Source organism: Myxococcus sp. CA033, from assembly GCF_013336625.1.
In the GTDB taxonomy this organism is placed as follows: domain Bacteria; phylum Myxococcota; class Myxococcia; order Myxococcales; family Myxococcaceae; genus Myxococcus; species Myxococcus llanfairpwllgwyngyllgogerychwyrndrobwllllantysiliogogogochensis.
Genome location: NZ_JABUMU010000024.1, coordinates 118,142 through 130,228 on the forward strand (window position 1 = coordinate 118,142; position 12,087 = coordinate 130,228).

The following is a 12,087-nucleotide window of genomic DNA, read 5'->3' on the forward strand; positions in this document are numbered from 1 at the left end:
GCTCCGGCCTCTGCCGGTAGCGTGGAGGGCGGCACGGCTTCCCCTCCCTTGGGTGTCCGCGTGAGCGGCCCCATGTGGTCGGGAACGTGGGGACTCGGCGCGGGGGATGCAGTGCTCGCCGACTGGCCGTCTGCCCCCCGGGAGGGCGGCGGACCCGCTGCTCACGTCCCTGATGCGCGACGCGCCCGGCCGTGCGCTCCACCCGTGGAAGCAGCCGGGCAGACAGCCGGGCGAGGGTCGTTGGGACTTGTTAGAGAAGGTCAGGTCATTCGGTGCCTTACATTCCGCCTTACGGCATAAACGCGTTGACTCCCTGGTTGGCGCATGCCCAAGGTGGGCCGGCCGTTGTTCGGCCCGCAAACAACACAGCAGGTGTCGCAACATGGGTGAGAAGCGTTGGTCGGAGCGGTTCGAGGGGGCGATGGGCCAACTCGCCGCACGCAGCCACCGGCGTCCGTATCAGGCACTGGTGGTGGCGTTGGTGCTCACGCTGCTGGGGGCCTGGTTCGCGAGGACCCTGACGCTCAGCGCGGACTTCGTGGGCCTGCTGCCCAAGGCGTTCCCCAGCGTCCAGGACATCGAGAAGCTGCGCAAGCGCTTCGGTGGCCAGGGCAACGTGGTGTTGGTGGGCATGGGCGCGGAGCCCGAGGTGCTCAAGCGCTTCGCGGACGACATGGCGCCGAAGCTCGCGGAGCTGTCGGAGATTCGCTACGTCAACTACCAACGGCCGAGCGAGTTCTTCGACAAGCACGCGCTGTACTACGTGGACCTGGATGACCTGAAGACCATCCAGGGCCGCATCGACGCGCGCATCGCCTGGGAGAAGGAGCAGGCCAACCCGCTGTTCGTCCGGCTGGATGACGCGCCGCCGCCGTCGGTGGACTTCGCCGACATCGAGCAGAAGTACACCGGCCGCGCCAATCAGCGGCTCTCCGGCCAGGGAGATTTGTACTACCTGGACACGACGGAGCGCGTGGTGGTGCTGATGGCGAAGCCCAAGGGCAGCGCCGCGGACCTGAACTACTCCAAGAAGGTCGTCACCCAGGTGGAGGACTTCCTGGCGAAGCAGGACCTGTCCAAGTACGGGCCGGGCTTCAAGACGGCGGTGACGGGCACGTTCAAGAAGAAGATCGACCAGCAGCGCGTCATCGTCAGTGATTTGGCGACCGCGTCCTCGCTGGCCATGGTGCTCTTGCTGGCGTACCTGGCGTTCCACTTCCGCAGCGCGCTGTCGGTGGGCTTCACCATGCTACCGGTGCTCGCGGGCCTGGGGTGGACGTACGGCTTCGTCGGGCTGGCGTACGGGCAGGTGAATCTCTTGACGGGCTTCCTGGCGGCGGTGCTCGGCGGTCTGGGTGTGGAGCACGGCATCCACCTGTTGGGGCGCTACGGGACGCTGCGTTCGGAGGGGATGACCTCCGAGGCGGCGGTGCACGAGTCCTTCCGGCACACGGGCTTCTCCGCGCTCATCGCGGCGCTGGTGGCGGCGCTGACGTTCTTGAGCCTGGCGCTGTCGGAGTTCAGGGCGTTCCGCGAGTTCGGCATCATCGCGGCGGTGGGCATGCTGGTGAGCATCTTCGCGTACGTGCTCATCCTGCCGGCGCTGCTCGGGGTGGCTTCGCGCTTTGGCTGGTCGCCGCGCGTGCACCAGGGTGGCACGGGGCCCATGGCGCTGTTGGGGCGGTGGCTGCCGCGTTCCTATCGAGGGGTGGCGGTGGTGATTGGCGTCGGAGTGCTGGCGCTCATCTCGCAGGCGTATCGCATCTCGTTCAACTACGACTCGCGCACGCTGGAGGACTACAAGCAGGCGTCGGCGGTGCTGGACCAGAAGGTGAACAACATCCTGGGCTACTCGCAGACGCCGGTGGTCGTGCTGACGGACTCGCAGGACATGGAGCGCGAGGTCGTCCGGCAGTTGGAGGCGCGCAAGGCGGCGCGGGGCAAGGACTCCACCATCGACTTCGTGGGGGCGCTGGAGGACCTGGTGCCTCGCCAGCAGGCGGAGAAGCGGGCGGTGCTGGAGGCCATCCACACGCGGCTGAACAAGCTGGACCCGGAGCGGCTGCCGGAGGACACGCGGGCGTCGCTGACGCGCGCGCTGAACATGTCGCAGGCGAGGCCCTTCACCCAGGCGGAGCTGCCGGCGAGCGTGCGGCACCAGTTCGAGAGCCTGGATGGGAGCACGGGTGGCGTGGTGCTGGTGTACGCGGGCGGCGGGGTGAGCCTGTCGGACGGCGAGGGCACGCGGCGCTTCTCCAAGGAAGTGCGCGGGCTGCACATGCCGGACGGCAGTCAGGTGTCGGCGGCGGGCGAGGCGCTCATCCTGGCGGACATCCTGGACATGGTGTCGCGCGAGGGCCCGCGGATTCTCGCGGCGGCGGTGCTCAGCGTGCTGGCGGCGATGTGGCTGACATTGGGGCGGCTGCGCACGGCGCTCATCTGCATGGTGCCCACGTTGCTGTCGGTGGCGGGGCTCGTGGGGTTGATGGCGCTCCTGGATTTGCAGTTCAACTACCTGAACATCATGGTGTTGCCGGTGTTGGTGGGCACCACGGTGGATGCGGGTGTGCATCTGGTGCAGCGGCTGGGTGAGCCGGGCGCGGACTTCATCTCCGTATATGGGGAGACGGGCCGGGCGATTACGGGCGGCCTCTTGACGAGCGCCATCGGCTTCGTGGCGTTGGTGCTGGCGAAGCACCCGGGGCTGAACTCGATTGGTGACCTGGCGAACCTGGGGTTCGGGTTGAACCTGGTCATCGTGCTGCTGGGGTTCCCGTCGCTGCTGTTGCTGGTGGAGCGGTGGCGTCGCAAGCACGGGGCCACGGCGGAGCAGCCGGAGCAGCCCGCGCCGGAAGCGTGATTCATGCGCGGCCGGGGCGCCGTGGTGGTGCCCTGGTCGGTGTCCGAGGAGGGCAGGGTATGAAGCGGAGCGGATGGTTCGCGGCGGTGACGGTGGCTGTGGCCCTGGCGGGCTGTGGCCATGGTGGGAAGAAGGAAGAGAAGAAGGGCGACACGCGCTGCGAGGAGTCGCGGAACCTCTCGTGCATCACTGGCACGGAGTGTTCCATGGACCGAGACCGTGGCTGTGAGGTCTGTCGCTGTTCGCCCGCGGATGCGCTGACTCCCACGGACAAGCGCCGGCCCACGGCGATGGAGCCGCAGCAGCGCTGGTAGGGCGGGGACGGGCTACACGAGGTGAGCGACTTCGACGTCCAGTCGCTTCACCTTCAGCTCTGTCAGGAGCCCATGCAGCTTGGGTGACATGAGCAGGAGCGGGTGAGGGCGCAGGATTCCGCTCCGCATCCCCACCAGTTGCCGTGTCCAGGTCAGGTCGCTTCCGTCGTAGTCGCCGCGCCGCAGCGAGAGCTCGGAGAGCACATTCAGGCCGACGACGTGGCCCTTGGGGCAGCGCTGCGCGTTGTCCTCATCGTGGTCGAAGGGGTCATTGCCCGTGAGTGTGGCGGGCAGGATGTCGACTGGGGGCGCTGTCACGATGAGCTGATGCCACTCCTTCACTGGCTCTGACCGCGCACCAGCTCGCCGGATGGGTCGGAAGTCCACGCCGGTGATTCCATGCTCCCGCCAGAGGTCGGCGAGCCGAGCGGAGATGACCCATTCGTGGGAGATGGTTCGAGCGAGGTCCACGCGCTGGGGAATCCGGCGCACGTCCAGGCTCAAGTCGGAGACCTGCCGCGCGCCCGCTCCACACAGCGTGCACGCGGTGGATTCATCGTATGCGGTGCCACACGCCTCTCCAGCCGGCTCGAAGACGGCCTCCAGTCCCAGCTTGAGCAACTCGGCGGACTTCAGTTCTCCCACGGAGTAGTGGCGAAGGATGCGCCAGCCCGCGAAGAACATCTGGCCTTGCTGACGCAGGGCGCGGTCAATCTCCCTGACGCGCGACACGCGGCCATCGTCGGTGGGGAGAGTGACCTTGCGCACCGTGCCACTCGGAAGCACAACGCCCTCGTCTTCGTGAAAGAGTCGCCATGCTTCCGTTTCCTCGACACGGAGTTCGATGGTTTCGCGCATGGTCAGGGCTGGAGTCCGATGAGCTGCGGGATGGGATACTGGGAGTAGACCTGGACCAGGAGGAGTTGAAGTTTCTCTGGAGGAGGCCGCTCCTGGCCATAGGCCCAGCGCTCTCGAAACGCCTGGGTGATGGCCTTGTGGTAGGCGGTTGGCAGTCGATAGGTCGCGCCTGATTTAGCACCGCCCAGGTACATCGGTATCAGGTGATGTTCCTGGAAGCCCGTGCTGCTCGGATAGCGTGCCTGAGCTTCCTTGAGACGCTGGGCATAGCGCTGACGAGCCTGCTGGACGACTTGATGGTTCGCCAGCCGGTGTGCCTGGAGCTGGCTCTGCTGTGGTGTCGGCGTCGGGGTGAGCAAGGGCGCGCGTCGCCACTGGCGTGCTCCAGGCCCCCGACGAAGCGGTGGCCTCATCCCCGCGTTCTCGCAGGAGGTGTCGGTCCGCGAAGCGCAGTATGAATCTGGCCGTTCGCTCTCGGCTTGGCCCGTGTCCACCTGCATGTCGTCTGGCAGGAAGGCCCCGGTGGTACCGTCGTCTGCCGTGACATGGAGGCTGCCCCAGTCGCGAAGGTTGACGGTGGCGGCACCACAGCCCAGTTGAAGCAGGACCAGGACACAACACCACAGGCTCAGATGCCAGGCAGGTGGAGCGCGCATCCATCCTCCATGTCGAGTTTGGGTCGGCCTCCCCATCTTCTTCCAAACTCGCGGGATGGGACGAAGTCAGCTCCGTGCGCCAGGCTCGAAGCGCAGTGGCAGGTGCGTGGGGCCGTGGACATGGAGCGCCTGACGCGGCTGCCAGGGCTCGTCGCTCGCGAGCCGGAAGTCGCGCAGCCGCTCCAAAAGGTCCGTGAGCGCCACCCGCGCCTCCATGCGGGAGAGCGCCGCACCCAGGCAGAAGTGGATGCCGTGCCCGAAGGCGAGGTGCGGATTGGGGTCCCTGCCAATATCGAACCGCTCCGGCTCACGGAACTGCTTCGGGTCCCGATTCGCGGAGCCAATCATCGGCAGCACGAACTTCCCCTCCGGAATCACCCGCCCGTGTAGCTCCACCGCACGCTTCGTCGAGCGGAACATCGACTGCGCCGGAGACCGGAACCGCAGCACCTCCTCGATGGCCAGGGGCAACAACCCCGGCTCCGCCTTCAGTCGCGCCAACTGGTCCGGGGACTCCATGAAACACAGCAGCGCGTTGTTGATGAGGTTGGTCGTCGTCTCCGTCCCCGCCGCCAGGAGCAACTGGAAGAACCCCAGAAGCTCCTTCGCGTCCAGCCGCTCCCCATCCACCTCCGCCTCGACCAGCCGGGTCAGCAGGTCATCCCGCGGCGCCCTCCTGCGTTCATCCAGGATGCCCGCCAGATAGGTCCGCATCTCGTCCCGCGCCGCCGCGTTCTCCTCCATCGCCCGCTTCGACTCGTCCCCACCCGCGATGGTGTAGCTGAGCTTCATGATGATGTCCCCCCACCGCAGGAACCGCGCCCGGTCCTCGACGGGAATCCCAATCATCTTCGCGATGACCATCGCCGGCAGCAGGCTGGAGTAGTCCGCCACCAAATCCAGCTCCCCACGCTCCACCGTCACATCCAGCAGCTCCCGGGACAGCTCCCGCACGTGCGGCTCCAGGTTGGCGATGGAGCGCGGCGTGAAGGCCCGCATGATGATGCCGCGCAGCTTCGTGTGCCGGGGCGGGTCCGAGAACAGCAGCCAGTCCGGCGTCGTCCCCGTCTCCGTCGTGACGACGGAGCTGAACGCGTCATGGTCCTGCAGCGCCCACTTCACGCTGTCGTAGTCGAAGAGAATCCACAGGTCCTCCCGTGGCTCGTGCAACAGCGGCGAGTCCGCGCGCAACTTCGCGTAGAGGGGAAAGGGATTGCGGCGCACGTCATCGGTGAAGAGCTCCAGCATTCCTTGGCGTCTCCGGGACGCCAGGGTAGGAACCCCAGGTTCCAGAGCGAAACCGTGCCGGACTGAACCGTCCAGCCGAGGACGCTAGGCCGCTCGTTCCGCGCGCCGTGCCGCCCACGCGGTGACGAAGTCCGCGAGGCCGCCCAACTGCCGGTCATTGAGCGTGCACTGCCACCGGGCCTGTCGCAGCGCGCGGTACGCCGCCGGAGCCTCCCAGCCGCGCGCCACCATCACCGCCAACCCCATCAACGGGCCCCGCCCCACACCGTGCTCGCAGTGCGCATAGAGGTGCCCACCCCGCTCCAGCCGGGGCAATGCCCACTCGACACCTTGCAGGAGCTGCTCCACCGACGGCGGATAGCGGTCCGTCACCGGCAGGTTCAACAACTCGATGCCCAGCGCTTCCAGCGCCTTCGCGTCGTCGACACTCTCGGCGCGCAAATCAATCACCGCGGTGATTCCTCGCGCCTTCAGCTCCGCGTAGCGCGACGGCGGCACCGAGCCACCCACGTGCAACCAGTCGCTCACGTGCGACACGTTGAGGCCGCGCCCCGGCAGCTTCGTGGTCCACTCCACGCAGCGCGCCACCGAGCGCAGCACCTGCTTGCGCACCCAGCCTCGCACGCCGGGCACATGGTGCACGTCCCGCAACAACGAAACGCTCACGGGTCTCCCTCGAGCGACACTTCCATCAACCCCGTCACCGGCGCCTTCCCCGCGCGCTCCAACACCGCCCGGTGCAGGTACGTCACGGGAGCGCCCACCACGGGCTTGATGAGCCCACCCAGCACGCCCAGCTCTTCCACGGGCGCGCTGCGCTGCAACAGCGACGTGGAGCGCAGCACCATCACCTTCGCCCCGTCGCCGCCGAAGACATCCACCGTCCAGACGCTCCGCTCCTTCGTGCCCTCGCGGCTGAGCGTGAAGGACTCCAGCTGGGTCGGCGTGCCACCCTCCGTCCACGAGTACACCGGACCGAACTCACCGTCCTGCCCCTCGCGCCCCAGCAACACCATCCGCTCCCCGCCCTCGCGCAGGGCCCGGAAGCGCACCCAGCGCCTGGCCAGCTTCGCCGGAGCAATGGTGGAGCGCGTGTGGTCCGCGTAGCCGCCACCGGCCTGCTCCAGCTCCGCGCTCTTGGGCGGCTGCACCTTCGCCTTCAGTGGGCTGAAGGCCAGCATCATCTCGTGCCGGTAGCGCGCGTTGCCCACTTCCACTTCCGAGCCTTCCGGCGAGCGGGGTGCCATGGGCGCCGCGTATTCCAGCACCACCCGCCCACCGTCCAGCGGCGCTTCCACCCGCGTCACGCCCTCCGCCGAACGCGCCGAGCACGTGCCCACGCGCAGCGTGCCGGTGGCCGCGTCGTAGCCCCACTCGCGCGAGCCCACCTTCTTCTGCGCCGTCCACGCGCGCTGGCCCGGCCGCAGCACCGTCGCGCGGCAGATGCCCGTGCGCGAGCCCGGACCGATGTTCGTCACCTGCAACTGCACCAGCACGAAGGTGCTGTCCTCCAGGTCCCCGATGAAGGTGAAGCTCTCCCCGTACGTGTCGCTCGGGGAGGCCGAGGGCTCCAGCGTCGCTCCCGCCGCCACGGTGGGCAGCGCGAGCGACAAGAGGAGACCCAGGACCCGGAGCCGCGCCTCACGCCGCATGGGGGCGCTGCTCCAGCAGCGCGTCCGGCGACGTCGTGTCGTTGAAGACGTAGTCGCGCTGCAGCGGCAGGTTCCACGCGAAGTACACCACGCCGCGCACCAGCCACCAGCCCAGCGTGTAGGCCAGTTGCGGATGCAGCGTCAGCAGCGCCACGCCGCCCGCGTTGAGCAGCGCGCTTGTCCCGCTCACCACCGCGTAGCGCATCATCTGCCGGCCCACCGCCGCCGTGCTGCGGAAGGTGAACACGCGGTTGATGGAGTAGTTCACCACCGCGCCCAACAGCGCGCCCAGCACCGTGGCCCACGCGGGCAACAGCCCCGCCCACTCCACCAGCGCCAGCACCACCGCGAAGTCCGCCACCGTGGCCACCGCGCCCGCCGCCGCGTTGAGGCCGACAATCGCCTTCTCCGAACGCGCCTCCTGCCGCTTGGGCGCCAGCGCCTTCACCAGATTCCGGAAGCGGGAGATGGCCGTCAGGTTGCTCATGATGGCGACGAAGACGAGCCCCACCACCGCCATCCAGTGCATGGGGTGCTTCTCCTGGGGCCAGAACACGGCCTCCAGAATCGGCGACAGCGCCGTGCCCGCGCCCAGGAAGAGCACCCGCTCCAGCCGCTGCATCGCGCCGTCACGCACGTTGACGCCCAGGCCCTCGCCCTTGGCGCGGACATACGGCACCAGCGACGAACCCAGCAGCGCACCCAGCGCCGGCAGCAGCACCCAGGTGTCCCGGTAGTACCAGGCAAGGCCCATCAACATGGCCGAGTCCACGTACCTGTCGAGCACCGAGTCCAGCGCCGCGCCCGCGGGGTTGGCCTCCTTGCGTGTACGGGCGATGCGCCCGTCCATGACGTCCAGGATGCCCGCGCCCAGGAACAGCCAGCCGCCCAGCGCGAAGCGGCCCGCCGCCACCGCCACGCCGGAGGAGATGCCGAGCAGGCCCGACAGCATGGACAGCGCGTTGGCCGGAAGGCCCGAGCGCAGAATCAGCGCCCACAACGGCTGGATGACCCAGAAGAAGTAGTGCCGGAGGAAGTAGCCGACGAACCCGGCGTTGCCCCGCTTGAGCGTCTCCTCGTCGCGAGGCACGCCCTTGAAGGCCACGCGGATACAGAAGATGAGCAGGCCTCCCAGGAAGTACACACAGGCGAGGATGGCCGGACCCAACGCGGTCCAGATGCGAGCCGAGGGGGACAGGTTTCCGGTCAACCAGGCGACCACGTTCTCAAGCACGGGTGTCCCCTCCAGGAGTCAGCGGCAGCGTGACGGTCATGGGTGCGCTCTTGCGCGAAAAGGCCAGCTCCACCGCCAGGAAGGCGGCGAGCGCGAACACGAGGCCCGCGAGCACATCCAGGATGTAGTGGTGCGTCAGATAGACAGCGGAGAAACCAACCAGCAAGGCGAACGCCCCCGTGGCCAGACGCCACTTCGGGCCATCCCGCCAGACGAAGAGCATCACCATGAAGGGATAGGAGGCGTGCAACGAGGGCATGGCCCCGAAGACGTTGGGATTGCGGGCGTAGAAGCCGGCGAAGTAGTTGATGCCCAACAGTGCGTCGAAGCGCGCCGTGCCCGCGGGACTGGGCAGTGCGGCGAGGTTCGCCGGGCCCGGGCCGTACTGAAGGATGTACCAGGGCGGAGCCGCCGGATAGAGCAGGTAGGTGACCATGCCCAGGGCGTTCACAAGCAGGAAGGCCCAGCACAGCTTCTCGAAGCGCGCGTCCTTCTTCACGAAGAAGAAGATGGCCATCAAGAAGACTTCGTAAAGGTAGGCCGCGTAGGCGAAGCCGCACAGCAGGTCCAACACGGCGTGCGAGCGGGTGCTCCACCACAGGGGCCAGTTGACACCCCCGGGGGCGGGGAACCACTGGCGCTCCCAGTCCCACAAGTCACCCGTGTGGATGCCGCCCCGAAGGAACAGCCAGAGTCCCTGGCTGTCCATCAGCATGCCGGTCAGCCATAGCGGGAACCCGCCGAAGAGGAAGCGCCGCGTGCGGGGGCCCGCCCAGGCCACCCCCACCAGCAGCACGTCCGCGACGACGTGGTCCCACCGGAGCCGACCGGTGGCCGTCACGAGCATCAAGTGGCCCACACCCAGCAGGGTGACGAGCCACGTGAAGGCCGGACTCTTAGCGAGCGAGCGGGAGGTCATCCCCGTAGTAGTCGAGTCCGAGGTGGGTGATGGGCTCTTCGCCCGCCACGACGCGCAGGGTGTTCTTCAGCTTGGTGAGCTGGATGAACAGGTCATGCTCGACGGGCAGGCCGGGCTGCGCCATGGGGCTCTTGAAGTAGAAGGACATCCACTCCTGGATGCCGCGCCACTCCAGCCGCTTGGCCAGGTCCAGGAACAGCGCGATGTCCAGCACCAGCGGCGCCGCCAGGATGGAGTCGCGGCAGAGGAAGTTGACCTTGATCTGCATCGGATAGCCGAGCCACCCGGTGATGTCGATGTTGTCCCAACCCTCCTTCGCGTCGCCGCGGGGCGGGTAGTAGTGGATGGACACCTTGTGCGAGTACTTGCTGTACAGCTCGGGGTACAGGTCCGGCTGCAGGATGGTGTCCAGCACGCTCGACTTGGTGACTTCCTTGGCCTTGAAGGCCGCGGGGTCGTCGAGCACCTCGCCATCGCGGTTGCCGAGGATGTTGGTGGAGAACCACCCCTCGAGGCCGAGCATGCGGGCCTTGAGCGCGGGGGCGATGACCGTCTTCATCATCGTCTGGCCGCTCTTGAGGTCACGGCCCGCGACGGGGATGCCCTCCAGCTTCGCCAGCTCCTGCAGCGCGGGCGTGTCCACGCTCGCGTTGGGCGTCGCGTTGGCGAACGGCACGCCTTCCTTGATGGCGGCGTACGTGTAGAGCGCGGTGGGGTTGATGTCCGTGCTGTTCTCGTCCAGCGCCTTCTCGAAGGCGGCCAGCGTCTTGAAGGACTCCGGCAGGGGACGGAAGGTCTCCACGCTGCTGCACACCACCATGACGGCGCGCTTGGCGTTGAGCTCCTTCTTGAAGTCGCGGATGTCCTGGCGCAGCGCTTCAATGCTCTCGCGGTGCGTCTTGGTGGCCTTGGCGTGGTTGGCCTCGATGCGGCGGACGAACTCGGCGTCGTGCACGCCCTTCTTGGGCTTGATGCCCTGGAGGAAGGGCTTCACCTGCTCCAGGTGCTTGTCGTGCAGCACGCCGGAGCGCACCGCGACCTGGTACGCGTCCTCGCTGATGATGTCCCAGGCGCCGAAGACCACGTCGTTCAGTCCCGTCAGGGGCACCAGCTCACCCAGCTTCACGGTGCGCCCGTCCGTCCGCTTGCCCAGGCGCGCGGTCCCCATCTGCGTCAGGGACCCGATGGGTGCGCCCTTGCCCTGCCGCGCCAGCTCCACACCCGCCATCAGCGTCGTGGACACCGCGCCCAGGCCGGGGATGAGCACCGCCAGCTTGCCCTCGGGCTTCGAGACCGACTTCTTGTTCTCCATCGTGGATTCCTTCGAAAGGCGGTTTTGACGCCCTGTGGTGAGTCTTCTTCGGATTCGCCGCTGCGCACCGACCTGATGCCGTGGGGTATGCGGAAAATCTCGAATGCGGATGGTTGATACTCTAAAGCGTTCGTGACTTCAACGTCATGTGGGGCGGCTGGTTAGCACGCCATGGGGCGGACTGATGGATCACCCCAGCCCCAGGTACAAGACGAGCCGAACGCGCCTGTCAGAGAAACACCAGGTCGTGAGAAAAGTGACACCTGCCCGACCGTACATGGGCATGACGGGTAGGTCGGAGTCGTTTCCGACCCGCTGGCTACGGTGTATGGGGGTGTATTGCTGCGTGTGTGCCTTCGAGGGGTGTGGGACGGGCCAGTCATGGCGCCCAGGCGCTTCCGGCGCAACCCCAAGTCGAGGCAGGCAGGGCCCACCCGCCACTTCCCGTAAAGAGAGGGGAGGGTGGGCCCGGGGAGGGACGTCAGTGGGGGCCCGTGCCGCCGCCGCCGTTCAGCTCCAGGGCCTGGTGGTCGCCAGGGGCGTAGGGCTTCCCGGACAGGACGGCCTTGAGCATGCCGGCCAGTTGCACCATGCGGCTGGAGGGAGCGTCCCAGTACTCGGCGCGCTCCACGCGCACGCACAGAAGCGCGAGCTCTGGATCATCCACGCCCTGGGGGAACCACGCCTTGAGAGCGGGGCTCCACAGCTCCCGGACCTTGCGGGCGTCCTTCACCAACTGACAGCGACCGCTGACGGACACGTAGCGTTCGCGGGTGGGGTCGGCGAAGGAGACGTTGACGTGGTGGTCCTGCTCCACCTCGTCGACCTTGTGGGAGTGCTCTCGGGTGAAGAACCAGAGTTCTCCGTCGAAGTCATGGTCCTGGGTCCACATCGGCCTGCTGTGCAGGCTCCCGTCGCTCTCCACCGTGGTCATCATCGCGACCTTGATGCCGTGGATGAGGTCTCCCAGATGTTCGACGGCGTCGCGGGTGCCTTGCTCCTTCTTCTTGGTGCTCATGCGCTCCTCCTGAGTT

General features: G+C 67.5%; 11 protein-coding genes. 2 read left to right on the top strand and 9 right to left on the bottom strand.

Annotated elements, in window-relative coordinates; all coding sequences use genetic code 11:
• Window positions 1–382 precede the first annotated feature (382 nt).
• Both HUA78_RS36900 and HUA78_RS36905 read left to right on the top strand, forming a co-directional pair.
• A complete protein-coding gene (locus HUA78_RS36900) occupies window positions 383–2,860 on the top strand; it encodes an RND family transporter (protein ID WP_174467460.1) in 2,478 nt (825 codons plus the stop codon).
• A gap of 59 nt (window positions 2,861–2,919) precedes the next feature.
• Window positions 2,920–3,174: a hypothetical protein gene (locus HUA78_RS36905; protein ID WP_174456974.1), complete on the top strand. Its 255-nt coding sequence runs from the start codon at window positions 2,920–2,922 to the stop codon at window positions 3,172–3,174.
• 12 nt (window positions 3,175–3,186) lie between these two features.
• On the opposite strand, the gene HUA78_RS36910 is transcribed toward HUA78_RS36905, so the two are convergent.
• The 9 genes from HUA78_RS36910 to HUA78_RS36950 form a co-directional block, all read right to left on the bottom strand.
• Window positions 3,187–3,942, bottom strand: coding sequence for a hypothetical protein (locus HUA78_RS36910; RefSeq protein ID WP_174456973.1), 756 nt, complete (start codon window positions 3,940–3,942; stop codon window positions 3,187–3,189).
• Between the two features lie 92 nt (window positions 3,943–4,034).
• Complete coding sequence (locus HUA78_RS36915; RefSeq protein WP_174456972.1) at window positions 4,035–4,688, bottom strand: hypothetical protein; 654 nt, start codon at window positions 4,686–4,688, stop codon at window positions 4,035–4,037.
• Between the two features lie 66 nt (window positions 4,689–4,754).
• Window positions 4,755–5,936: a cytochrome P450 gene (locus HUA78_RS36920; RefSeq protein ID WP_254624100.1), complete on the bottom strand. Its 1,182-nt coding sequence runs from the start codon at window positions 5,934–5,936 to the stop codon at window positions 4,755–4,757.
• An 84-nt stretch (window positions 5,937–6,020) separates the two neighbouring features.
• On the bottom strand, window positions 6,021–6,602 hold the full coding sequence (locus HUA78_RS36925; RefSeq protein ID WP_174456971.1) for a dual specificity protein phosphatase family protein: 582 nt from the start codon (window positions 6,600–6,602) through the stop codon (window positions 6,021–6,023).
• Window positions 6,599–7,588, bottom strand: coding sequence for a hypothetical protein (locus HUA78_RS36930; RefSeq protein WP_141645005.1), 990 nt, complete (start codon window positions 7,586–7,588; stop codon window positions 6,599–6,601). The genes HUA78_RS36925 and HUA78_RS36930 overlap by 4 nt, the downstream gene beginning before the upstream one ends.
• On the bottom strand, window positions 7,578–8,822 hold the full coding sequence (locus tag HUA78_RS36935) for a GtrA family protein (protein ID WP_141645004.1): 1,245 nt from the start codon (window positions 8,820–8,822) through the stop codon (window positions 7,578–7,580). Before HUA78_RS36935 ends, HUA78_RS36930 begins: the two co-directional genes overlap by 11 nt.
• Entirely contained in the window at window positions 8,815–9,741 is a 927-nt protein-coding gene (locus HUA78_RS36940) for a phosphatase PAP2 family protein (protein WP_174456970.1), read from the bottom strand. The genes HUA78_RS36935 and HUA78_RS36940 overlap by 8 nt, the downstream gene beginning before the upstream one ends.
• Window positions 9,719–11,053, bottom strand: a complete 1,335-nt coding sequence (locus HUA78_RS36945; RefSeq protein WP_174456969.1) for an inositol-3-phosphate synthase — start codon at window positions 11,051–11,053, stop codon at window positions 9,719–9,721. Before HUA78_RS36945 ends, HUA78_RS36940 begins: the two co-directional genes overlap by 23 nt.
• 481 nt (window positions 11,054–11,534) lie before the next feature.
• Window positions 11,535–12,071, bottom strand: coding sequence for a pyridoxamine 5'-phosphate oxidase family protein (locus tag HUA78_RS36950; RefSeq protein ID WP_174456968.1), 537 nt, complete (start codon window positions 12,069–12,071; stop codon window positions 11,535–11,537).
• Window positions 12,072–12,087: the final 16 nt, after the last annotated feature.

What these genes read in the sequence shown, in the direction of transcription:
- HUA78_RS36900 (WP_174467460.1), top strand. Translation starts at nt 383, where the DNA reads ATGGGTGAGAAGCGTTGGTCGGAGCGGTTCGAGGGGGCGATGGGCCAA.
- HUA78_RS36905 (WP_174456974.1), top strand. Translation starts at nt 2,920, where the DNA reads ATGAAGCGGAGCGGATGGTTCGCGGCGGTGACGGTGGCTGTGGCCCTG.
- HUA78_RS36915 (WP_174456972.1), bottom strand. Translation starts at nt 4,688, where the DNA reads ATGCGCGCTCCACCTGCCTGGCATCTGAGCCTGTGGTGTTGTGTCCTG.
- HUA78_RS36920 (WP_254624100.1), bottom strand. Translation starts at nt 5,936, where the DNA reads ATGCTGGAGCTCTTCACCGATGACGTGCGCCGCAATCCCTTTCCCCTC.
- HUA78_RS36930 (WP_141645005.1), bottom strand. Translation starts at nt 7,588, where the DNA reads ATGCGGCGTGAGGCGCGGCTCCGGGTCCTGGGTCTCCTCTTGTCGCTC.
- HUA78_RS36940 (WP_174456970.1), bottom strand. Translation starts at nt 9,741, where the DNA reads ATGACCTCCCGCTCGCTCGCTAAGAGTCCGGCCTTCACGTGGCTCGTC.
- HUA78_RS36945 (WP_174456969.1), bottom strand. Translation starts at nt 11,053, where the DNA reads ATGGAGAACAAGAAGTCGGTCTCGAAGCCCGAGGGCAAGCTGGCGGTG.
- HUA78_RS36950 (WP_174456968.1), bottom strand. Translation starts at nt 12,071, where the DNA reads ATGAGCACCAAGAAGAAGGAGCAAGGCACCCGCGACGCCGTCGAACAT.